The organism is Nostoc sp. DSM 114167 (assembly GCF_052692655.1).
Map to the genome: position 1 here is coordinate 8,193,027 of NZ_CP195116.1, position 22,215 is coordinate 8,215,241.

Below are 22,215 nucleotides of genomic sequence, written 5' to 3' on the forward strand. Positions count from 1 at the left end.
GCCATGAAGTCTATAAAACTCCAAATCTTACAAACTCTGTATGAGCAAGATTTTTACGCTTGGGTAGAGCAGACAGCAGAACTTTTGCGATCGCACCACTGGGACACGCTGGATTTAGAACATTTAATTGAGGAAGTGGTGGACTTGGGTAAGAGTCAACAACGGGCGTTGCAAAGTGCGTTGCGGTTGGTGTTGTTGCATTTATTGAAGTGGAAGTATCAACCAGAACGTCGTAGTCACAGTTGGCAAGTTACCATTACCCGTGAGCGATTGAATATAGATGAATTGCTGCAAGAAAGTCCCAGCTTGCGGCGTTTTTTAAATGATGCCGAGTGGATAAATACTACTTATCAAAGAGCGCGGCGAGAGGCAATGGTGGAAACAAGTTTATCAGAAGATAACTTTGCGATCGCTTGTCCGTTTTCTGTCGATCAGATTTTAGACTTAGACTTTTATCCTAACCCTGACCAATGATCGTAAGGTTATTTACCCTATAAGAACTGCTACGTTATACTCTAAATTGAGTAAATATACGGCTTATCTTTAGTATACTAAATGGCTAACATCATGACAATCATGATTAGTCATTTTTATATTTGATGGAAACTATAATTTTTCTTTGCAACGGTGAAGCAAAATATAACAGTGGACAAGGAATCATTAAAAATAGTAAACTTCCTGGCTTGATAAAGTCAGAAATTTCGTCAGGAGAATACTACGAAACATCCTGGAGTTGCTCGAATTCTAGATTCATACAGGTTGGAGATAGAGCCTACTTTCAGAGAAGCGGAAATACTGGCAATGAACCTAGTGGCTTTATTGCTGCTGGTCATATTATTGCAGCACCAAAAGATTATCAACTAAAGGTTTTAGATAGCAAAAAATATTCAGACTTAAGTGAAGCGTACATATCCGATAATGCTGGATATTTTTTCGTTTACATTCAAATAGATTCAGTTGTTGATTTTGATTTCCCTCTGGAACAAAAGAATTTAAGAAGATTACCTCAATTTCAAGGTATAAATTTTAATTTTGGAGGTGGCGGTTGTAGATTCAATAGTAAAGCTGCTCCATTTTTAGATTCAGAATGGGAGAAGCATTCCCTAATACAACAAAGGCAAAGGCGAGGAGTTAGACTTGTTGACATCTTTTTTGATAAGGGAGAGGTATTTAAGCAAAATAAGGAGTATCAAGCTGCAATAGATGCTTACAAATTAGCCTTGGAAGTTGATCCTAAATATGTCAAAGCAATTAATAGAATAAGTTATTACGAATCAATTTTAAAGAAGATTAGCGAAACGCCGAAGCCTCCAGAACTACCGATAATACCAGAGCCTAAAATACCCTCATTAGAGCCGAAGCCATCGCCAGAGACTAACGAACTATTACTTGCTAGAGAAGAACTTGATAAACAAAAATTTTTCAATTTTAAAAGTGATGCCGACGCTCGTCAAAAAATTACTGTATCAATAGCTAGCAGACAGGGACAATCACAATTTCGTAAGTCTTTACTAGATGCTTATTCTAGTAAGTGCGCTATTACCAATTTTGATGCTGAGGCTGCGCTTGAAGCTGCCCATATAATTCCTTATATTGAAACAGAAAATAATCATCCGTCAAATGGTTTATTATTACGTGCTGACTTGCACACGTTATTTGACTTAAACCTTATTGCCATCGATCCAAAAACAATGAAAGTACATCTTTCCCCTCTTCTCAAAAAAACTGAATACAAAACAATCGATGGTAAAGAATTACGAATACTAAAAGATGAAATGTGCTGTACCAACCAACAATTTTTGAAACAGAGATTTGAGCAGTGTGAATGGTGCCAAAATATTTAGCCTAAATTAATTCAGCTATTTTGGTCGGAAGTCTTTGTATATTTAAGTTAGAGAATGACAACCTTGATTTACCTAGATATATGAGTACCCTAAAGCAAGTAGAACTCGCTATTAGTCAACTTTCACCAGAGGATCTCGCCGCTTTTCGTGCCTGGTTTGCGGAATTTGATGCAGCATCCTGGGATAAACAGATTGAAGAAGATGTCGCTGCTGGTCGGTTAGATGCATTGGCACAGAAAGCACTCAAGCATCTCCGAGAAGGGCGTTGTACCGATCTGTGAAACATCGAGCAACCCCTAATTTTTGGTATTACTATCGCCAGTTACCAATTGATATCCAAGAACTTGCCGATCGATGTTACGAGTTTCTTCAGCAAGATCCCAAATATCCATCATTACATTTCAAAAAAGTCGGTCAGTTTTGGTCAGTGCGTATTGGTATATATTATCGGGCGCTTGCTGTAAAATAAGATGAGAATTTTGTATGGTTTTGGATTGGATCGCATCCAGAGTATGACTGATTGCTAAGTGGTGAATAGCGTTCTAACATTGCCTAAGAGCAGCCTAACCGATCGCTCATAATACAAAATATGGAACTATACTTAATTCGTCATGGCATCGCCGAAGACAAGGGATTAGGCATCAAAGATGAGGAGCGCAGCCTAACCAAAGAAGGAAGGCAAAAAACTGAGAAAGTTGCCCAGAAACTTGTTAAATTAGGTTTAAACTTTGATTTAATTCTCACCAGTCCCTTGGTGCGGGCGCGCCAAACGGCTGAAATCCTGATAGCAGAAAAACTAAGCTCCCAGTTAGAAGAATCTAGCCACCTCGCTCACGATGGTCAAATTTCTAGTTGGCTAAAAGAGTGGTTAGAGCCAAGAAATTATTCCCAAAATACCCAACTGGCGCTGGTTGGACACGAACCTGATTTGACCAATTGGGCAGAAATTCTCCTGTGGGGAGAAGTCAAAGAAAGCTTAGTCTTGAAAAAAGCAGGTATGATTGGGATAAAACTACCAGAAACAGGTTCTCCTCTGGGTCGTAGTCAGATGTTTTGGTTGACACCACCCAAGTACCTGCTATAACAGTTTTTCAACATTTTCGATTGTTGTTAGAACGTCTACTGTTATGGCAGCAATAAATTTCTGGTAAGTTACCTTCAGCAATTTCAAAAAGCAAATGGTGTTGCCATGATGGTGTGCGAATACAAGCCTGGTCTAGAAGGCATTCCCGCCGCTCAATCAAGTATCAGCTATGTTGATGGGCAAAAGGGAATACTAGAATATCGTGGCATTAGGATTGAGGAATTAGCAGAAAAAAGTACATTCTTAGAAACTGCTTATCTCTTGATCTGGGGTAAACTGCCAAGCAAAGAAGAACTGGAAACATTTGAGCATGAAGTTCGTTACCATCGGCGGATAAAATACCGCATTCGGGACATGATGAAATGCTTTCCAGAAAGCGGCCACCCAATGGATGCCTTGCAAGCCTCTGCTGCTGCTTTAGGCTTATTTTATTCGCTCCGCGATTTACATAATCCTATCTACATTCGAGATTCGGTGGTGCGCCTGATAGCAACTATTCCGACGATGGTGGCGGCCTTCCAACTGATGCGAAAAGGCAACGATCCGGTACGTCCCCGTGATGACTTAGACTACTCGGCCAACTTTCTATACATGCTCGATGAGAAAGAACCCGATCCTCTGATGGCGCGGATTTTTGATATCTGCTTGATACTTCAAGTTGAGCATACAATGAATGCTTCTACCTTCAGTGCCAGGGTGACAGCTTCCACCTTGACCGATCCTTATGCTGTGGTTGCTAGTGCTGTGGGAACTTTGGGCGGGCCTCTGCATGGTGGAGCCAATGAAGAAGTAATTCAGATGTTAGAAAAAATTGGCTCTGTGGAAAATGTCCGTCCCTACATAGAGCATTGTCTGCAAACTAAATCTAAGATTATGGGCTTTGGACATCGTGTTTATAAGGTGAAAGACCCACGAGCCATAATTTTACAAGGATTAGCAGAGCAATTGTTTGAAAAATTTGGTCATGACAAGTTCTATGACATTGCTCAAGAAATGGAACGAGTTGTAGAGGAAAAACTCGGAAGCAAGGGGATTTATCCCAATATTGACTTTTACTCCGGTTTGGTATATAGGAAGATGGGTATTCCTACAGACTTATTTACGCCAATATTTGCGATCGCTCGCGTTGCCGGTTGGCTAGCCCATTGGAAAGAACAACTAGCAGAAAACCGGATTTTCCGTCCTACCCAGGTTTACAACGGTCTGCACGAAGTTACTTATACTCCCATTGAGCAACGGTAACTGGGCATGGGGCATGGGGCGTTAGGAGTGCTGAGTAATGAGTTAGGAGTTAGGAGTTAGGAGTTATTCTCCCTCTGCTCCCTGCTCCCACTTCGGCTACGCTCAGTGACCACCTGCTCCCCTGCTCCTCGGTCACTGAGCGTAGTCGTACCACTTCGTGGAAGCAAGCTACGCGGAGCGTCTCGCAGAGAAGTGCTGCTCCCCTGCTCCCCTGCCCCTATCCCCGTCTCCTCACAATAATCAATCTCAATGCCAACCATAAGTAGAATTCTCATCTCGCTTCAGGGTGGTCAAACCATCCAACGATATACTAGGCATGGGAATTGGCAACAAATCTTCAATCGGGCGTCATCACAGCAAAAATTAAAAATGGGTGAATTTACAGGTATTAATTTAACTAATAGTTGTAACTCACCATGACTCTATGTCTTAAAGAGCACCAAACATGAATTCAGGAATTGACCTCCAAGGAACTTTTATTGAATCCCTCCGGGATTTAGGTATACCAGCAGGAACAGCCAAAGCGATTTGGATGCCGCTGCCAATGATACTGATGCTGATTGGGGCAACAGTAGGAGTATTAGTTGCTACTTGGCTAGAACGGAAAATTTCTGCCTCAGCACAGCAGCGAATTGGGCCAGAATACCAAGGGCCTTTTGGGTTGCTGGTACCTGTAGCGGATGGTCTGAAGCTGGTATTTAAAGAAGATATAGTACCAGCCAAGTCTGACCCCTGGCTGTTTACCCTCGGTCCCATTCTTGTTGTAATTCCGGTGTTTCTGTCGTTCCTGATTGTGCCCTTTGGACAGAATATCGTAATTAGCAATGTGGGTATGGGTGTATTCTTGTGGATTGCCTTGTCAAGCATTCAACCCATTGGCTTGCTGATGGCTGGCTATGCATCTAATAACAAATACTCCCTCTTAGGGGGCTTGCGGGCAGCAGCGCAATCTATTAGTTATGAAATTCCTTTGGCGTTAGCGGTGTTAGCGATCGCTATGATGTCTAATAGCCTCGACACCGTTGATATTGTCAATCAACAATCTGGCTACGGCATTCTGGGCTGGAACATTTGGCGACAACCAATTGGTTTTCTGATCTTTTGGATAGCCGCCCTCGCTGAATGCGAACGATTACCCTTTGACTTACCCGAAGCGGAAGAAGAAATCGTCGCAGGCTATCAAACTGAATACTCAGGTATGAAATTTGGTCTGTTCTACCTGGGTTCATACGTTAACTTAATCCTTTCTTCCTTACTAGTAGCAATTCTCTACCTGGGCGGTTGGGACTTTCCCCTTCCCCTCAACCTGATCGCTGGTTGGCTGGGAGTCAGTGAATTAAATCCCGTGTTCCAGATAGTCACTGCGGCTTTGGGTATCACCATGACTGTGTTCAAAGCCTATTTACTAGTGTTTGTCGCCATCCTGTTGCGCTGGACAGTGCCACGGGTACGGATTGACCAACTGTTAGATTTAGGATGGAAGTTTTTGTTGCCAGTTGGTTTGGTTAATCTCCTATTAACCGCCGCCCTGAAACTAGCCTTTCCCTTCGCTTTTGGTGGTTAGTCATTAGTCATTAGTCATTTGTACTAATGACTAATGACCAAGGACGAAGGACAAGGGACAAATAACGCTGATAGCTTAAAAAGAGAGAGTGAAGCACAATGCTAAAGTTCCTAAAACAAGTTGGCGATTACGCCAAAGAAACAGTACAAGCTGCGCGTTACATTGGTCAGGGTCTTTCTGTCACCTTCGACCACATGCGGCGACGTCCAATTACTGTACAGTACCCTTACGAAAAACTAATTCCTGGCGAACGGTTTCGCGGTAGGATTCATTTTGAATTTGATAAGTGCATCGCTTGCGAAGTTTGCGTTCGCGTTTGTCCAATTAACTTACCTGTAGTAGATTGGGAATTCGACAAAGCCAGCAAAAAGAAAAAACTCAACCACTACAGCATTGACTTTGGAGTTTGTATCTTTTGCGGTAATTGTGTGGAATTTTGCCCCACTAACTGTCTATCGATGACAGAAGAATATGAGCTTTCCACTTACGATCGCCATGAATTGAACTACGACAACGTAGCGCTAGGTCGTCTGCCGTATAAAGTAACAGACGATCCAATGGTGACACCACTGCGCGAACTAGTTTACCTACCCAAAGGCGTCCTCGAACCACATGGGCTGCCCGCAGATGCGCCGCGTGCAGGTGCGCGTCCAGAAGACTTGGTAGAACAAACAGAAAAATAAATGTCATTTGTCCATTGTCATTTGTCCTTTGTCCTACCCTACGGGAAGCCGCCAAAGGGCGTCTATGTTATTTGACAAATGACCAATGACCAATGACCAATGACCAACGATCAATGACAATTGACTAAGGACAAAAAACAGTGAATCTAGCAGAAGGAGTACAGTTAGTATCACTTGGCATACTAGGCGTGATGATGATTGGGGCAGCCATTGGTGTGGTGCTGTTCTCCAATATCGTTTATTCTGCCTTTTTGCTGGGGGGTGTGTTTATCAGCATAGCGGGAATCTACCTGTTGCTAAATGCTGATTTTGTTGCAGCTGCACAAATACTAATTTACGTTGGAGCGGTTAACGTGCTGATTTTGTTTGCCATTATGTTGGTGAACAAGCGGCAGAATTTTGTAGCATTTCCCAACTCTTGGGTGCGGAAAGCACTTACGGGTGTAGTTAGTGTAGGATTGTTTGGTCTTTTAAGTACGATGGTGCTGGCTACTCCCTGGGCTTACTCAGCTGCTCCTGTGGCGGGTGGCAAAAGTTCTATAGTTTTAATTGGAGAACATTTCTTCACTGACTTTTTACTGCCTTTTGAACTAGCTTCCATTTTGCTGCTGATAGCAATGGTAGGAGCAATTATTTTGGCACGCCGCGAGTATTTGCCAGACCTGTTGACGCCATCCAAACTGGGGCAAACTGTTTTGACTTTGCAAGAACGCCCCAGAGAACTAGTATCAACAACCAGCGAAACAAAAGAGTAATATTTGCAACCTGAGTCGCAGATAAACAGCCAGATTTTTTCAGGAGGGATACTCAGATTCATGCAACTCCAGTACTTTTTATTACTAGCAGCAGCTTTATTCTGCATTGGCATCTACGGTTTAATTACTAGCCGCAACGCTGTACGGGTGCTGATGTCAATTGAATTACTGCTTAATGCTGTTAATCTGAATTTAATGGCATTTTCCAACTTCCTCGACTCAACATTAATTAAGGGTCAGGTTTTCACAGTATTTGTGATTACTGTGGCCGCAGCCGAGGCGGCGGTGGGTTTAGCGATCGTGCTGGCCATTTATCGCAACCGCGATACCGTCGATATGGAGCAGTTTAATCTCCTGAAGTGGTAATTGTGCGTGCAACTCAAGCAGATAATCATTGCTTATAAAGCGCGGGATGCCCGGAGTAAACAATGGGCAGAAATCTGTGCGAAACAACTAGAAAGTCGCGATTGCCAAGTGTTGATGGGGCCTAGCGGGCCGAAAGACAACCCTTATCCAGTCTTTTTGGCTTCGGCGGGTCAACCAATCGATCTCGCTTTGGTACTCGGTGGCGATGGTACTGTTTTAACTGGTGCCAGACATTTAGCCCCAGCTGGTATCCCAATTCTGGGAGTGAATGTAGGAGGCCATCTGGGGTTTTTAACTGAGTCAGTGGAAGAGTTTCAGGATACAGAGAAAGTTTGGGATCGGCTGTTTGAGGATCGTTATGCTATCCAACGACGGATGATGTTACAAGCTGCGGTATATGAGGGTCATGGATCTAATTTAGAACCAGTGAGCGAACGTTACCTGGCTTTGAATGAATTCTGTGTCAAACCAGCCTCCGCTGACCGAATGATCACCTCAATTCTGGAAATGGAAATCGACGGTGAGGTAGTCGATCAATACGTCGGCGATGGGTTGATTATTTCCACTCCTACAGGTTCCACAGGTTATACCGTTTCTGCGAATGGGCCAATTATGCATGATGGTATGGAAGCCCTTACCATCACTCCTATTTGTGCAATGAGCCTTTCTAGTCGTCCTCTCGTTTTACCCCCTGGTTCTGTGGTGAGCATTTGGCCTTTGGGGGATTACGATTTGAGTACTAAGCTGTGGACAGATGGGGTTTTAGGGACTTCAATTTGGCCCGGACACCGCGTTGATGTACGGATGGCAGAGTGTCGGGCTAAATTTATTATTTTGCGCGAGAACAATTCCTACTATCAGACGCTACGAGAAAAGTTGCTGTGGGCAGGTACAAGGGTTCACTACAGCAATAATCACCGTAATTAATTAAGTATTTGAGAGTGCATTTACCATAGATTGCGATCGCATAACGAGTGTAGGCGATCGCAACCCAAATTACCCAAGCCCCTAGATTCATCCGGGGGCTTTCTGCTATTATTGTGAATTTATTTGCTGATACTGTTTATTGGCTGACAATTTAAATTGGTATAAAAAAAGTCAAGTAGGGAAAGGCTCCTTTACTTCCACCTCTTTTTAACTCAGCCGCAACTGTTTCTTTAAGGCTTTTGGTACATTCACTGCTGTATCAAGTCCTTCCACATTTTCCCAGTTTGTATTTTCATCCCAGTCTATATCTCCTAACTTCTTCTGGCTGAGATTTGCACGGCTGAGGTTTGCGCCCCAGAGGTCTGCACCGCTAAGGTTTGCGCCTTTGAGATTTGCGCCTTTGAGGTTTGCGCGGGTGAGATTTGCGCGTTTGAGATTTGCGCCACTGAGGTCTGCGCGGCTGAGATTTACGTAGCTAAGGTCTGCACCGCTAAGATTTGCACCGCTGAGATTTGCGCCGCTGAGGTTTGCTTCGCCAAGTTCTGCACCTCTAAGGTTTGCTTTGCTAAGGTTTGCTTCGCCAAGAACTGCGAAGAAAAGGTTTGCACCAATGAGGGTTGCTCCGCTGAGGGTTGCTCCGCTGAGATTTGCTCCGCTGAGGTTTGCACCATAGAGGCTTGCAGCACTGAGGCTTGCGTCGCTGAGATTTGCTCCGCTGAGGTTTGCGAGGCCAAAGTATGCGCCACTAAGATTTGCTTCGCTAAGGTTTGCACGAATGAGGTTTGCACCAATGAAGGTTGCGCCGCTAAGGTTGGCGTCGCTGAGGAATTGCCCAACTACACTACTAAAAGTTCCAAGCTGAAAGCAATCACTGTAATTGATGACACGAGTTAATTGGTATTCTTCAAAATTGTCTGCACCAGTTTGACCAGACGGATAGAAAACAATTTCTTGTTTAATATCATCTCGCCCTTTAGCATAACGGTGCAACTCCAAAAGCAAAATCATCACATTCAACCCAGCATAAATATCCACCTCACGCTGACCTAGCCCTTGAATCCCATACTGTTGCAACTGTTGTAGCTTTTTCTGAGGCAAAGTCTCTTTCGCAGAGTCAATAAACTTCCCTTTACACCAGTTATGGTAAAAATTGTCTAAGCGTTTAAATAATTGCTCCCAAGAGAAATCTTGTTTTTCAGTAAGCAGCCTCATTAAAGATTCCACAATTTCTGGTGTGAGTCTGCCAAAACCCAGCAAATCATAAATTTGCCAATTCATTTGGTCTTCGAGAATAACTAGTTGTTTTCCGTCTTCTGTTTCTTCGTATTGTGTCCACGCTTTCAGGTGTTCAGCGGCTTCCAAAACTGCCTTGCCAGTCTCAACTGTGGTGTTCAGATTCTCTTCTATTGAGAAGGATTCCTGAAACTTCTGCCAGGTTTGCGATAAACGCTTGTTCATTCACTGGGACTCGTGCAATTACTGATTATTTAGAGTTTAGTGTAAAATTTGGGGTTGATGGGTGTGGGAAGAATGACGTAGACGCGTAGCAGCTTTCCACAGACGACCACAGAGGCGCAGAGAACACGGAGGAAGAATAGAGGAAGAGGAAAGGGATCGCATCAAGCTTGGGTTTTACCTTTCTCTCATCTGCCTCATCTCAATTCAGTCCCAGTTCTTCCTTCAACTCCTCCGGTACATTAACTGCTGTCTCTAATCCCCGCACACCTTCCCACTGCTGCTTTTTACCCCAGATCATCTCTTCTAAATTGGCGTCGCTGAGGTCTGCACCACCCAGAATGGCATAACTGAGGTTGCTATGGCTGAGATCCGCGCCGTTGAGGATAGCACCACTGAGGTTACTGCCACTAAGGTTAGCATTGTTAAGGTTGGCATAGCTGAAGTCTGTGCCAAACAGGATGGCGTCGGTGAGGTCAGCACCACTGAGGTCAGCGTCGTTGAGAATCACGCCGCTAAGGTCAGCTTCGTTGAGAATCACCCGACTCAGGTCTACACCGCTGAGGTCGGCACCTAAGAACATTGCACCGTTAAGTCTAGCATTGTTAAGTTTGGCACCATTAAGTTTGGCATAGCTGAGGTCTGCGGCAACCAGGATAGCGTTGCTGAGGTTGGTACTGAAAAGAATTGTGTCACTGAGGTTAGTACCGTTGAGGATGGCGTGACTCAAATCAGCACCACTGAGGTCGGCGCGGCAAAGGTCGGCATGGCTAAGGCTGACGCTATTAAGGTTGGCTTCACTCAGATTTGCACCGAAAAGGATGGCGTTACTTAGGTCAGCATGGCTGAGATTAGTGCTGCTAAGGTCGGCGCGGTTGAGGTCGGCGCGGTTAAGGTCGGCGCGGCTGAGATTAGTGCTGCTAAGGTCGGCGCGGTTGAGGTCGGCGCGGCTAAGATTGGCACAGCTAAGGTTAGCACCGCTGAAGTTGGTACTACTGAGGTCGGCACAGCTAAGGTTAGCACCAGTGAGGTTGGCACCGCTGAGGTTGGCATCGCCGAGGTTGGCACCGCTAAGGTTGGCACCGCTGAAGTTTACGCCAGTTAAGTTGGCATCGCCAAGATAAGCAAGGCTAAGGTCGGCACCGCTAAAGTCTGCCCCGGTAAGGTTGGCATCGCCGAGGTAAGCACCCCTAAAGTTGCCGCCTTTGAGGAATTGTCCAACTATACTGCTAAAGTTGCCAATTTCTAGGGCATCGCTATAATTGATAATCCGCAGCAGTTGGGATGTGAAAAAATTGTCTGTGTCCGGTTGGGCAGATGGGTAAAAGTTGATTTTTTGTTTGAGTTCATTTTGCCCTTGGGCGTAACGGTGTAACTCTAGTAATAAAATCAGTACGTTCAGCCCTGTATATATGTCTACCTGTCTCAATCCGATCGCAATATTTTGTGCCGCTAGCTTTAACTTTGTTTGCTGAGGCAGGTTATCATCTGGTGTGCTATCGATAAATTCTCCCTGACACCAGCGACGATAAAAATCTTCTAGCCGCCCAAAAAGCAATTCTGGACGAATTTTTTGACCAGTCACAACCAATTCCATTAGTTGCTTGACTATCTCAGGTTTCAGGGCAGCACTGCCCAATAAATCATAAATCTCTTCATGCATCTGGCGATCGCATACTTTAAAGCAAAACCCAGTAGATAAAGTGCCCAATGTGCGATCGTCTATCTGAGAAGTCAAACCGTTCTTTGGTACTGTCCATTTTTCTAAGCTTTTTTGCAGTCTTGCAGAGTATAAATATTCTTGCAAATTATCTTGAGCTAATCTAACGCTTTTGTCTGGTTCTTTAATATTTTTTCCTAGAGGTAAAACTGCTTCAGTTTCTAGGGATGTGGCCTTTGGCATCTCTTGTAACCTTGTACCCCTCACATAATTTCTCAGCAGCTGCCAAACTTGAGATAAATATGTTGACATTTTTGTTTCCGTTGTTACATTTAAATAACTGTTTTTGATAATCCTGAATTAAAAACTTTTCTATGCCAGTTGGTTTTGCATTCCCAATAATCAATAGTATAAATAAATACTATAGTAAAAAAATCATGAGTTGACGATATTTAGGGCAGGCTACTTCTGATGAATTTGCTAACGGCGTTTTTGGATGTCGGCTTCTTGCTCACCTGTAGTAGCCTTAAGCTTCCTCTCATAATGTAAATAAAGTGTTAACTTCAAAATTATTTACCAGCTCAACTAATTCTATGATTTAGTTAATTTGTGATACTTTTTATCCAAGAAATTTCTGAGTGTGATGTAAAAATCATACTTATTGTTTGTAGGAGATGCAATTGTTAGAAAAAATCCTACACTAAAACAGCACAACAAAGCTGAAAAATGGCAATTAAAATTTAAGCTGAAAGTTTATTGCCTAATATAAAGCAGCTAAGATAAGCGCCATACGGCAGGCTATATGGCTTTGCAAAAGTTAAAAATTAACGAGAGATAGTTATCAGGTAATGAATGCGATGAACAAATTAACCTTTTATATGATTTTGTTACATAGTTTGTTTTTAGGGATAGCGACAGCTAGTGCTAAGTCACCGTTTGTTAACAATGTTGATACAGCCAAGCATATTGTTGGAGAAAATGTGGTAACAGTCAGCAGTGAAGATAAATCTAATAGTCAGTTATCGACAGAAACTTCTTCAACGAAAATCTCAAATTTATCATTAAATAATATTAATATTCCTCAGAAACAGAGGCTACCGTCAAATCAAGTTTGGGTAGTTAATCAAAATAAACCCGCACAGCCTCAACCGTTTATTTGGATAGTAAAAAACCTGAAACAAGCAGGTCAGCAACCATTTTTACAAGTCGCAAACCCCTCAGAGAAAGCAAATGCCAAGCCTAGTACTACCGCGAAACCAGCAGCAAAGGATGATTTAGAGCCATTTAACGAAGTAATTAAAAACACCCAAAAATCAGGGGGATTGTTCACCCTTTATCGTAATAAAGAAAAGAACAAGATTTATCTAGAAATTAAGCCAGAACAACTTAATAAAAATTACCTAGCTACGGCAACCCTGGAATCGGGTATTGGCGAACGGGGTATTTACAGTGGTATGCCTCTGCAAGATTTTTTATTTTATTTCAAACGGGTAGATGATAAATTACACTTTGTCATCCGCAATGTGAATTTTCGCACTCGTGAGGGAGATCCCCAAGTGCGATCGCTGACGCGATCGTTTAGTGATTCTGTTCTCTACACCATTCCCATTAAAAGCATTCATCCAGAACGCAAAACTATTCTCATTGACTTAGAAGATTTGTTACTCACAGACTTAGCTGGATTATCTGTAGGTTTAGGAGTTCCCAAAAGCACCAGCCAGTCCTATTTTGGTACTGCTAAAGCCTTTCCTCAAAACTTAGAAGTCGAATCAATTTTGAATTACTCTGATAGTGCTGAACCCAACAGTGAAGCGGCAAACTTTGGGTCGCTAGCTGACAACCGTGGCTTTACCCTGCGCGTTCACTACAGCCTTTCCCAACTACCCGATCTAGATTATCGACCGCGCCTTGCTGACGATCGCGTTGGCTATTTCATCACCGCCTATCAAGATTTATCCAAAGATGACGATCGCGGCGATTCTTTTGTCCGCTATATCAATCGCTGGCATTTAGAAAAACAAGACCCGAAAGCAGCCATTTCTCGTCCCAAAAAACCGATTGTCTTCTGGATTGATAACGCTGTACCCTTAGAATACCGCGATGCCATGAAAGAAGGCATTCTTATGTGGAACAAAGCCTTTCTCAAAGCTGGATTCAAGGATGCAATTGAAGTCCGCCAAATGCCAGATGATGCTACCTGGGACCCGGCAGATATTCGTTACAACACAATTCGCTGGATTAATACAGTTGATGGCTACTTTGCAATGGGGCCATCTCGCGTTAACCCATTGACAGGGGAAATTTTGGATGCAGATATTCTCGTAGATGCTAGCTTTATCCGGGCACTCAAGGGTGAATATCGCAAAATCGTCCAACCCAGCCAAACAGAAAATCGCACGACTTTATCAGCTTTGATGCAAAATCGCCTACTTTGCGCCAATGGTTTAGATGGGAAAAACAATGGTGTCCCCCAGAAGATGCAAGGACAAGAGGGGTTGTTGAATCGTCTATCGAAAATGGCAGGTCAGTACGATTTATGCTATGGCATGGAAGCTGCTAACCAGTTTGCCTTTGGTTCACTGGCAATGTCTCTGCTGCCTGATACTATGGCTACTCCAGACAAGGTGAAAGAATATATTAATCAATATTTGCGTTTAATCATCGCTCACGAAGTTGGACATACTCTGGGTTTACGTCATAACTTCCGTGGTAGTACACTGTTACCACCACAGGAGATGAATAATACCGAAATTACCAAAAATAAAGGCCTGACAACTTCTGTCATGGACTATATTCCTCCAAATATTGCCCCTCAAGGTACAAAACAAGGAGATTATTTTCCGAGTATGGTGGGGCCTTATGATGAATGGGCAATTAAGTACGGCTATACAACAATTCAGACATCAACTCCTATAGCAGAAAAGCCAATTTTGGAGGAAATTGCTGCACAATCTTATAAGCCAGAGTTGAGTTATTCCACAGATGAAGATGTATATGACCTTGACCCCACAGCTGATGCTTGGGATAACAGCAGTAATGTGCTGCTTTATTCTCAGTGGCAGTTGAATAATTCGCGGGTGATGTGGGAACGTCTGGATAAGCGTTTCCCAAAGGCTGGTGATAGTTACAGCGATGTGAGCGAACGTTTTAGCACAGTATTAGGTAACTATTTTCAGCAAATCTATTACACCACAAAATACATCGGGGGACAATCTTTCTATCGCATTCACCCCAGCGAGATACCTGCCGAGAAAGTCTCTGGAGTTCTCCGACACCGTTTACCATTTGAACCAGTACCAGTTGAAGAACAACGCCAAGCTTTAGAAACGCTACAAAAATATGTATTCGCAGAAGATGCCCTGAGTTTTTCACCAGAATTACTGAATAAATTAGCACCTTCTCGTTGGCGACATTGGGGTAGTTCTCCACAAGTTGGTCGTTTGGATTTTCCCATTCATGACTTGGTGCTACTGATGCAGGGTTCTGTGTTGCGAGATTTACTCTCAAGCGATCGCCTCTCTCGTCTCAAGGATATTGAACTCAAAACTCCCGAAGGAAAAGCACTTACTCTACCAGAACTATTTGACACTTTACAATCAGATATTTGGACGGAAGTCATCAAACCAAAAGGTAAACCGATGAAGATTGCCAGTTTGCGGCGAGGTTTGCAGCGTCAGTATTTGGACATTTTGACTAGTATGGTCTTGCGAAAAGAAAATGTTCCAGAAGATGCTCGTACTTTAGCTTGGTATAAACTAAAACAGCTTGATGAAAAACTTAAGGGAGTTAATTCTGAGGATGAATATACCAAAGCGCACTTATTAGAAACGCGCGATCGCATCGAGAAAGTCTTGAATGCACCGTTACAAACAAATTAAAAAAGTTAGGAGTGAGGAGTTAATAGTAAAATTCCTCACTTTTCTTTTTCTTCTATGATTTTGGCAAAATATATTGATTATGCTGTGGGATAAAGGCTTTTTGCTTAAGTCTTATTGAATTTACAATTGAGGCGGCTATATTTTAAATTTCGAGAAGTCGAGCTAAGAGCAAAATCAATCTATGTAAAACTTTATGTTCTTTTGAATAAATACAATTGTCTATTAAATTCATCATTAATATATTGAACAATTAGAATCATATATAACCTAAAAAACAATGATTGATTTTATTCTAAATGCCATTTTTCCGACTTTAAAAATATTTATTTGGAGTATACCGTTTTTATTAGCTCTTGCTTTATTAACTCTACTAAATCTCAATCAATTTTTTGGATTCTGGTTACTATCCCCTTATGATTATCCCTTTAGTTATGTTATAGCCTTATTTATTTCACTAGTTTCCAGTATAATTTTGCTTTGGATAATTAAAAATAATAATAAAGACTACAATCCGATAATCTTAGCTTTGTTTGTATTTATAGGCTGTATATCAAGATTAAGTGTAAATACACAAATTGAATCATTTATTAGTGGTTTATTTTCCATGTTTATTGGTCTATTTATCTTGGTTACAGGTAGTTTAAGAAATACAGTTGTTGCTGAAATAATTCTTTGGATAGTAAACACAATCAACCTATTTTTTGCAACTGTGGTTTTTTATACATTTCCTCTTATATTTGTTTTTCTTGGTTGTCTGTTCCAAGTTCGTAAACCAATTAGTAAAATCAAAAGATTATTTTATGCTACTCCGGCAATATTTATAATTATACTTATCTCTTTGATAACATTTAAAACTTCTGATTATAATCCCTCTCCTGGGTTAATTATTCCAAATCAATTAAGAAACTTTTGGGGAATGCAACAATTTCCTAATAAATATCAAGAAGCGATAGAAGAAATTAAATCTTGTTCTGAGATCGTATCTCTGATTGGAGAAATTCAAAATGTTGCATTAGCAGAAGGAAAAAATTACTGGAGCATGGATTTAGATGGCGATGATTGGGCAGTAATAAGTCTAGAAATAGTAGGCACAAAAGGAACTGCTATAATAAAAGGCTGCGCTCATGACCAGTTTTGTCACTATCGTATATATGAAGACCATTCAAAAAATGATGATAAAAAACTATATCATGGTCAATGTTTAGATTAATATCAATATCACCGAAAACATAAATATCAAATCTCATTGATGCCCTTAACTGTGATATGCACTGAATGGTAAGTAATTTTGCATTTAGAAGTGCTTCGATGAGGAAGTTTACTGCGTGTTCTATTTCTCCAAGATACTCCAGCCCAAGTCTGAGTCTTTGCTCTTCGTAATAAACTACAGCATCAATTAATTCTTGCTGTGCAAAAGGATTGCTATATAACGTTTTTCATCGCAGAGACGCATGAATTTGCTGAAAAACTTTTTCGGCAGAAATATCGCTCAATTTACCGCTATCCAATATGCAAATAAAAACTGCTGTATCTTGAGTTGATGTGGCAGGATATCGAGGCAGCGCCTGCAAGTTAGATGAAATCCGTAATCACAGCCAAAAAAATTGAAGTTAGTTGTTGCAATCATCACCACAGGATAAAAACTATGTGGAGCTTAATTATATTTTTACTGATTGTACTGGGCTTCATCGCTCTCATCAAAGGTGCTACTTCATCTGGTAGAAACAGTTCCGGTAAAAGTCGTAGAAGCAATGGTAACTCTTTTAGTAACAGCGACAGTAGTTGGTATGTTGGTAATACTGGAGGAAATGATTCCAGTAATAGCTATGACTCCAGCACCAATAATAGCAATGATTCTAACAGCAGCAGTAGCTGTGATTCTGGGAGTAGCAGTAGCAATGATTCTAGCAGTAGCAGTAGCTGTGACTCCAGCACTAGCAGTAGCAATGATTCTGGCAGCAGCAGTAGCTTTTAGTTAGGTAAGGGCTAGTAAGAATGAACTACTTAGATCGCCGCAAGCGGTCGATGTAGGCTTCTATTAACCTCGACTTTATCCATTTTTTCACAACGCGATCGCTATCACTGCAACTTCTGTGAGACAGTAGTTTTACTTTTTTAACTTCATAGATAATCTGTGACGTGGAAAAAGTATTTGCCAAAAAGCCAGGGTTTTTACTGGATAAACAAAACAAAACCGAGTTTTTAATCTTGAATAAAGTCGAGCTAACCAAGCCAAATAAAATGAGGCAGCAGATAACAAAATCTCTCCCTGCTACCTCTACTTTCTCCTAACGGGACTTAAACATTTTCTGGGTGTTTTTTGTCTAAGTCCCACTAACTACTCAACGCCTTTAAAAAGCGTTGCAAACTCTTAAACACACTGGGCTTTCTCGCAGGTGTCGCGTCTGTTGTTGTTTGCGGTTGTCCTTTTAAAACAATGAGATCCAAATCGTCACCAGATGGTTTTGTGGGTAATTCGGCAATTCTTTGATATTCGCCGTCGGTTTCCAGCCAAACTTCCCACTGTCCTGGGTAGCAGCGATATAAGGCACTTTGATCGTCGATGGGGCGCACGTAATAAGCGGATTCAATGGTACTGATAAAGCGATCGCGGATTTTTCTGGCTGTATAACCAATGCCCACGGTTCCAGAATCTTCTAAACGGGGATTCAACAAAACTAAAGGGCGATCGCCTATTACTTCACACAACTTTTCCAACTGCGGCACTTCTACGGATGTGGGGGCGATGAATAAGAAAATTTCATCCTCTGGCTGAATTTTTGTCTGCAAAGAAGCAGCCCTACCCGTACCAATATCCAAAATTTGAAATGGTGCATCTGCCCAATCACGACGGGCTAGGGCCGCAGCCCCAGCGTCAGCAAAGAAAATCTTCAAACGGGAATCATAATCTGTAAACGCCGGCAGAAATTGTTCTGCTATTGGCATAAACTTCAGTTCCGGGAACAGGAACTCAACTTGTAGCCGAGTGCAGCCATCTGTAAGGGCAGCTTGAACGGCTACACGAGATTGGGCGATCGCATCTTCAAGACTATTTGGAAGTTCACTCATAATTTGCATGGTTCTGTAGTGTCTATTCCCATTGTTTCAGTATTGGCTCTTAATTAGGACTTACACAGATGAGATTGCCCAATCCCCTTAAAACGTAGGACTGTTTCACTTGAGTATTCCCCTAATAATATAAATCCTCAAATATTTCCATTAAACTCAGTCGCCAGCAGGAGGATACTTAGCTCAATATTTTTTATACTCACAAATAAACCTTATAAACAACTTAGGAACAGCGTATGCCTCTTCATAAACTTGAACGCTTTGACCCAAATTATCGAGATACTTTTGGCGGAGACGATCTCAAAGCGTTGGATCTTTATACTGAGGGTGGGGACAGAGTTGGCTCAGTTGCTGACGTTTTAGTTGATGATGATGGTCATTTCCGCTATTTAATTATTGATGTCAGCTTAGATTTTGTTAACAAGAAAATCTTACTACCAACTGGTCTTTGCCGGATCAGTTATCTAGAAAGGCGCGTCTATGTTGATGGGTTAAGCAGACAGCAAATAGAAGGTTTACCCGATCATACAGAAGATGCGATCGTTAATAATGATTACGAAGAAAAGGTACGTAGTGTATTTCGTTCTCCAACTAGCGGTGTGACTTCCGATCGCGATACATACAATTACCAAGAAAATCCCAATTTATATGGATTGAATGAGCAATCTCATCAAACTTTTAAACTCTATGAAGAACGATTAATTGCCAATAAACAGCGCATCAAAACCGGAGAAGTCACGGTTGGTAAGCATATTGAAACAGAAACTGTAAGCGTTACAGTACCCGTTCAAAAAGAACGAGTTTTGATTGAGCGAATTACGCCAACAGAAGCAGGAAAGGTTGTAAATCCCAATGAACTTAAGTTTCAAGAAGGAGAAGTAGCACGCATAGAAGTGTACGAAGAAACGCCTGAGATACAGAAAGAAGCGTTTGTGCGTGAAGAAGTCCGGGTGAAAAAAATAGTAGAACAGGACATTGTGGAAGCACAAGACACTATTCGTCGAGAAGAATTAGATGTTGATACTGCGGGTAATTTAGATGTGCAATAATTTGGTGTTACTGCATATAAAGCTATTTAATTAGCTGGTTGATAAATTTGTTTGATAGATTTATCTAAAAATTATCATACAGGCAAAGTTAATTTGATCTCTGCCTGTATTTTTTATTCAATAACAAGATTTTCAAGTTTCTAAAAAGTAAGTAATCTTAACATTCAAAAAATTATATCTTGAGAAACCATCTATAGATCCAAGGATACAAGATACAAAATACAAAACTTTGCATTAAAAATCTTAATATATCTGGTGAATCCCGCGTACTAAAGCTAGACATATCTTTACAACAGTCAAGTGAGATGCTCCTAATTTCATGTCTCTAGTTAGCCATATCGCCCAAAATTATCTATAACTTTCGATTATTTAACTCTGGAAATAATTCATTCGGCAGAAGGATGTACAAAAATAAATCAATGTCTACTTTAGTTATTAAGAGATTGACAAAAAATATTTGAGGTTAAAAATAATGGTTCTTTACAAATTAGAAGATTTTGAGCCTAGCTATCAAGAGAGTTTTGATGGTCATGACATTAAAGGGCAGGGTGTCTATACACAGGGAACTGATGAAAAAGTTGGTACTGTTAGCGATATTTTAGTTGATGAAGAAGGTCATTTTCGCTATCTAGTTGTTGACTTAGGCTTCTGGATTTTTGGTAAAAAAGTATTACTACCAATCGGCCGCGCTCGTATCGACTATAATACCGATCGCGTTTACACAATTGGTTTGACTAGAGAGCAAGCTGAAGATTTGCCTGAGTTCGATGAACGTCAAACCCTTGATTACGACTATGAAGAACGGGTGCGTGGGGTATATCGCCAACCCACAGACTACAACAACCTTCCTGTAGAAGCTGCAACACCATTAGATCCTTCAGCAGGATTAGATCCTTTAGGAACGCCTGTAGCACCATTGGGTACAACTCCCACTTACGCCCGTGATAGCTACACTTACGAAAATGAGCCTGCTTTATACGGTTTAAACGAGCAAGATCATCAAACTCTGAGATTGTATGAAGAACGGTTGATTGCCAGCAAACGACGCCAAAAAACTGGAGAAGTAACGATTGGCAAGCATGTTGAAACTGATACCGCACGGGTTGCAGTGCCAGTAGAAAGAGAACGAGTCGTGATTGAACGTGTAACTCCAGCAGATGCGGGTACGCCTGTTTCTGGGCGCGAAGCAGACTTCCGTGAAGGCGAAGTTGCTCGCATAGAAATCCATGAAGAAACTCCTGATATTCGCAAAGAAGCATTTCTGCGTGAAGAAGTCAGAGTTAGAAAAGTGGTCGATCAAGACACAGTTGAAACTCAAGAAACTGTGCGTCGTGAAGAGTTAGATGTGAATTCTGGTAATCTTCCCATTGAAGAACGCTAACTATACATAGTCATTAGTTACTAGCTAATGACTAATAATTAATTCTATACAGTACAGGTGAAGCAGTTGAATTAGCTTTACCTGTCCTTACGCTGATACCACTTACAATACTTTTCGGATAAACCCAACAATCTCTCTTTTGGTCTGGGGAAAGGGGTAAAGGTAAATTAAAATCGTTACCCTTTCCCCTTTCTCGCTGAAGCGAAAAGTATCGATCTCACTGAGGATTTTTGATTGCAAATATTACTCTGGATATGAGTTGGATAAATCCATTGAGTGCAAATACCTTCTAAATGGTATCCAGATGATTAATACATTTAATTTAGCTAAGTAGAAAGCAGTTAGTAAACTTTCCAGATGAATAGCCAAACTATGGCAAAAAACACATTACAGGCAAAGGGTAATTCTCGCACTATCTCCTCGCTGGTAGATTTAAGAAAGAAGGTGAACAATTTTGCTGTATTTGATAATCAAGGTCAGCTAGTAGGAGTAGTTCATGATTTAATTGTGGATGCTAATCGTCGGCTAAACCTCGTAATATCGAACCAGGCTAATCAAAAAACTGCTGAATCTAGCCAGCAGTTAGCTGATAAACATCCTTCTTTATTTCAGTTGCAGAGCCAGAGAATCAAAAAAATAGACAAGCCGACTCAATCTGTTTTCATAGACTTAAACAAATCAGAAATTGAATATATGCCTGAATATTTAGAATCAGAAACACCAGGCGATTTTAACTCAACTGAGCAAGTAGCTAACAATCAAACTACAAATAGCTCAGTTGAGTCATTAAATAATTTAGAACAGATTCCTGAAGAACAGATTATTCGTCTACTAGAAGAACGGCTAGTTGTTGAAAGCAGTAAGCGTAAAGTTGGTGAGGTAATTGTTCGCAAAGTAATTGAAACTCGGATGGTACAAGTTCCTGTCCGGCGTGAAAAGCTGATTGTGGAACAAATTAGCCCAGAACACAAACAACTTGCAGAAATTGATTTAGGACAAGGAGAAATTTCTGGGCTTGATTTGACGGAAGTAGAAAGACTTGAAGTTACACATGACAGCGGTTTAACGGTAAGCGGCGAGTTTAGCTCACCTAAAATTGCTAATTTATTATTGAATGCGATCGCACTAGAGCGAAATCACGGCTGCAAGCAGGTGCGTGTTACCATTGCTGTTGAAGATGAGTTGCACCAGAAAAAATACCAGGAGTGGTTTGACCGCTGTTCTAAAGGTCAATCACTAAAGCCATAACAACAAGTTT

Annotated in this window: 19 protein-coding genes and 1 pseudogene; 17 read left to right on the forward strand and 3 right to left on the reverse strand. The window is 41.5% G+C overall.

Annotation, left to right across the window (positions count from 1 at the left end):
• Window positions 1–3 precede the first annotated feature (3 nt).
• The 11 genes and pseudogenes from NSTC731_RS34615 (at window position 4) to NSTC731_RS34665 (ending at window position 8,465) form a co-directional block, all read left to right on the forward strand.
• Complete coding sequence (locus tag NSTC731_RS34615) at window positions 4–474, forward strand: DUF29 domain-containing protein (protein ID WP_445628884.1); 471 nt, start codon at window positions 4–6, stop codon at window positions 472–474.
• A 125-nt stretch (window positions 475–599) separates the two neighbouring features.
• Window positions 600–1,844 (forward strand): HNH endonuclease, encoded by a 1,245-nt coding sequence (locus tag NSTC731_RS34620; RefSeq protein WP_445628885.1) that lies wholly within the window; start codon window positions 600–602, stop codon window positions 1,842–1,844.
• Window positions 1,845–1,924: 80 nt separating this feature from the next.
• A complete protein-coding gene (locus NSTC731_RS34625; RefSeq protein WP_445628886.1) occupies window positions 1,925–2,125 on the forward strand; it encodes a hypothetical protein in 201 nt (66 codons plus the stop codon).
• Window positions 2,122–2,310, forward strand: a pseudogene (locus tag NSTC731_RS34630) (hypothetical protein); the annotation flags it as partial. The gene NSTC731_RS34625 and the pseudogene NSTC731_RS34630, both read left to right, overlap by 4 nt.
• Before the next feature lie 123 nt (window positions 2,311–2,433).
• The gene (sixA, locus tag NSTC731_RS34635) at window positions 2,434–2,928 is read left to right on the forward strand and encodes a phosphohistidine phosphatase SixA (protein WP_445628887.1); all 495 of its coding nucleotides are present in this window, start codon (window positions 2,434–2,436) and stop codon (window positions 2,926–2,928) included.
• A 105-nt stretch (window positions 2,929–3,033) separates the two neighbouring features.
• Entirely contained in the window at window positions 3,034–4,170 is a 1,137-nt protein-coding gene (locus NSTC731_RS34640; RefSeq protein ID WP_445628888.1) for a citrate synthase, read from the forward strand.
• Between the two features lie 445 nt (window positions 4,171–4,615).
• Complete coding sequence (nuoH, locus tag NSTC731_RS34645; RefSeq protein ID WP_445628889.1) at window positions 4,616–5,734, forward strand: NADH-quinone oxidoreductase subunit NuoH; 1,119 nt, start codon at window positions 4,616–4,618, stop codon at window positions 5,732–5,734.
• Between the two features lie 98 nt (window positions 5,735–5,832).
• Window positions 5,833–6,417, forward strand: coding sequence for an NAD(P)H-quinone oxidoreductase subunit I (gene ndhI, locus NSTC731_RS34650; RefSeq protein ID WP_229462911.1), 585 nt, complete (start codon window positions 5,833–5,835; stop codon window positions 6,415–6,417).
• A 140-nt stretch (window positions 6,418–6,557) separates the two neighbouring features.
• Window positions 6,558–7,172: an NADH-quinone oxidoreductase subunit J gene (locus NSTC731_RS34655; RefSeq protein WP_445628890.1), complete on the forward strand. Its 615-nt coding sequence runs from the start codon at window positions 6,558–6,560 to the stop codon at window positions 7,170–7,172.
• A 60-nt stretch (window positions 7,173–7,232) separates the two neighbouring features.
• The gene (nuoK, locus tag NSTC731_RS34660; protein WP_006199065.1) at window positions 7,233–7,538 is read left to right on the forward strand and encodes an NADH-quinone oxidoreductase subunit NuoK; all 306 of its coding nucleotides are present in this window, start codon (window positions 7,233–7,235) and stop codon (window positions 7,536–7,538) included.
• Between the two features lie 6 nt (window positions 7,539–7,544).
• A complete protein-coding gene (locus NSTC731_RS34665; RefSeq protein WP_322713728.1) occupies window positions 7,545–8,465 on the forward strand; it encodes an NAD(+) kinase in 921 nt (306 codons plus the stop codon).
• A 207-nt stretch (window positions 8,466–8,672) separates the two neighbouring features.
• Here NSTC731_RS34665 and NSTC731_RS34670 read toward each other — a convergent pair whose 3' ends face one another.
• Both NSTC731_RS34670 and NSTC731_RS34675 read right to left on the reverse strand, forming a co-directional pair.
• Window positions 8,673–9,923: a pentapeptide repeat-containing protein gene (locus tag NSTC731_RS34670; protein WP_445628891.1), complete on the reverse strand. Its 1,251-nt coding sequence runs from the start codon at window positions 9,921–9,923 to the stop codon at window positions 8,673–8,675.
• Window positions 9,924–10,122: 199 nt separating this feature from the next.
• Window positions 10,123–11,892: a pentapeptide repeat-containing protein gene (locus NSTC731_RS34675; protein ID WP_445628892.1), complete on the reverse strand. Its 1,770-nt coding sequence runs from the start codon at window positions 11,890–11,892 to the stop codon at window positions 10,123–10,125.
• A gap of 545 nt (window positions 11,893–12,437) precedes the next feature.
• Here NSTC731_RS34675 and NSTC731_RS34680 point away from each other — a divergent pair.
• From NSTC731_RS34680 to NSTC731_RS34690, 3 genes are all read left to right on the forward strand, one after another.
• A complete protein-coding gene (locus NSTC731_RS34680) occupies window positions 12,438–15,458 on the forward strand; it encodes a zinc-dependent metalloprotease (RefSeq protein WP_445628893.1) in 3,021 nt (1,006 codons plus the stop codon).
• Window positions 15,459–15,735: 277 nt separating this feature from the next.
• A complete protein-coding gene (locus tag NSTC731_RS34685) occupies window positions 15,736–16,668 on the forward strand; it encodes a hypothetical protein (RefSeq protein ID WP_445628894.1) in 933 nt (310 codons plus the stop codon).
• 493 nt (window positions 16,669–17,161) lie between these two features.
• Window positions 17,162–17,437: a hypothetical protein gene (locus tag NSTC731_RS34690; RefSeq protein WP_445628895.1), complete on the forward strand. Its 276-nt coding sequence runs from the start codon at window positions 17,162–17,164 to the stop codon at window positions 17,435–17,437.
• Window positions 17,438–17,792: 355 nt separating this feature from the next.
• On the opposite strand, the gene NSTC731_RS34695 is transcribed toward NSTC731_RS34690, so the two are convergent.
• Window positions 17,793–18,527 (reverse strand): DUF1995 family protein, encoded by a 735-nt coding sequence (locus NSTC731_RS34695; RefSeq protein ID WP_445628896.1) that lies wholly within the window; start codon window positions 18,525–18,527, stop codon window positions 17,793–17,795.
• 236 nt (window positions 18,528–18,763) lie between these two features.
• Between NSTC731_RS34695 and NSTC731_RS34700 the strand changes: the two genes are divergently transcribed.
• The 3 genes from NSTC731_RS34700 (at window position 18,764) to NSTC731_RS34710 (ending at window position 22,205) form a co-directional block, all read left to right on the forward strand.
• Window positions 18,764–19,576, forward strand: a complete 813-nt coding sequence (locus tag NSTC731_RS34700; RefSeq protein WP_445628897.1) for a DUF2382 domain-containing protein — start codon at window positions 18,764–18,766, stop codon at window positions 19,574–19,576.
• Window positions 19,577–20,048: 472 nt separating this feature from the next.
• Window positions 20,049–20,957: a DUF2382 domain-containing protein gene (locus NSTC731_RS34705; RefSeq protein ID WP_445628898.1), complete on the forward strand. Its 909-nt coding sequence runs from the start codon at window positions 20,049–20,051 to the stop codon at window positions 20,955–20,957.
• Between the two features lie 372 nt (window positions 20,958–21,329).
• Window positions 21,330–22,205, forward strand: a complete 876-nt coding sequence (locus NSTC731_RS34710; RefSeq protein WP_445628899.1) for a YsnF/AvaK domain-containing protein — start codon at window positions 21,330–21,332, stop codon at window positions 22,203–22,205.
• Window positions 22,206–22,215 lie beyond the last annotated feature (10 nt).

Excerpts from the sequence above, each read along its gene's own strand:
- NSTC731_RS34615 (WP_445628884.1), top strand. The coding sequence starts at position 4 with ATGAAGTCTATAAAACTCCAAATCTTACAAACTCTGTATGAGCAAGAT.
- NSTC731_RS34620 (WP_445628885.1), top strand. The coding sequence starts at position 600 with ATGGAAACTATAATTTTTCTTTGCAACGGTGAAGCAAAATATAACAGT.
- NSTC731_RS34625 (WP_445628886.1), top strand. The coding sequence starts at position 1,925 with ATGAGTACCCTAAAGCAAGTAGAACTCGCTATTAGTCAACTTTCACCA.
- sixA (WP_445628887.1), top strand. The coding sequence starts at position 2,434 with ATGGAACTATACTTAATTCGTCATGGCATCGCCGAAGACAAGGGATTA.
- NSTC731_RS34640 (WP_445628888.1), top strand. The coding sequence starts at position 3,034 with ATGATGGTGTGCGAATACAAGCCTGGTCTAGAAGGCATTCCCGCCGCT.
- nuoH (WP_445628889.1), top strand. The coding sequence starts at position 4,616 with ATGAATTCAGGAATTGACCTCCAAGGAACTTTTATTGAATCCCTCCGG.
- ndhI (WP_229462911.1), top strand. The coding sequence starts at position 5,833 with ATGCTAAAGTTCCTAAAACAAGTTGGCGATTACGCCAAAGAAACAGTA.
- nuoK (WP_006199065.1), top strand. The coding sequence starts at position 7,233 with ATGCAACTCCAGTACTTTTTATTACTAGCAGCAGCTTTATTCTGCATT.
- NSTC731_RS34670 (WP_445628891.1), bottom strand. The coding sequence starts at position 9,923 with ATGAACAAGCGTTTATCGCAAACCTGGCAGAAGTTTCAGGAATCCTTC.
- NSTC731_RS34675 (WP_445628892.1), bottom strand. The coding sequence starts at position 11,892 with ATGTCAACATATTTATCTCAAGTTTGGCAGCTGCTGAGAAATTATGTG.
- NSTC731_RS34680 (WP_445628893.1), top strand. The coding sequence starts at position 12,438 with ATGAACAAATTAACCTTTTATATGATTTTGTTACATAGTTTGTTTTTA.
- NSTC731_RS34685 (WP_445628894.1), top strand. The coding sequence starts at position 15,736 with ATGATTGATTTTATTCTAAATGCCATTTTTCCGACTTTAAAAATATTT.
- NSTC731_RS34695 (WP_445628896.1), bottom strand. The coding sequence starts at position 18,527 with ATGAGTGAACTTCCAAATAGTCTTGAAGATGCGATCGCCCAATCTCGT.
- NSTC731_RS34700 (WP_445628897.1), top strand. The coding sequence starts at position 18,764 with ATGCCTCTTCATAAACTTGAACGCTTTGACCCAAATTATCGAGATACT.
- NSTC731_RS34705 (WP_445628898.1), top strand. The coding sequence starts at position 20,049 with ATGGTTCTTTACAAATTAGAAGATTTTGAGCCTAGCTATCAAGAGAGT.
- NSTC731_RS34710 (WP_445628899.1), top strand. The coding sequence starts at position 21,330 with ATGGCAAAAAACACATTACAGGCAAAGGGTAATTCTCGCACTATCTCC.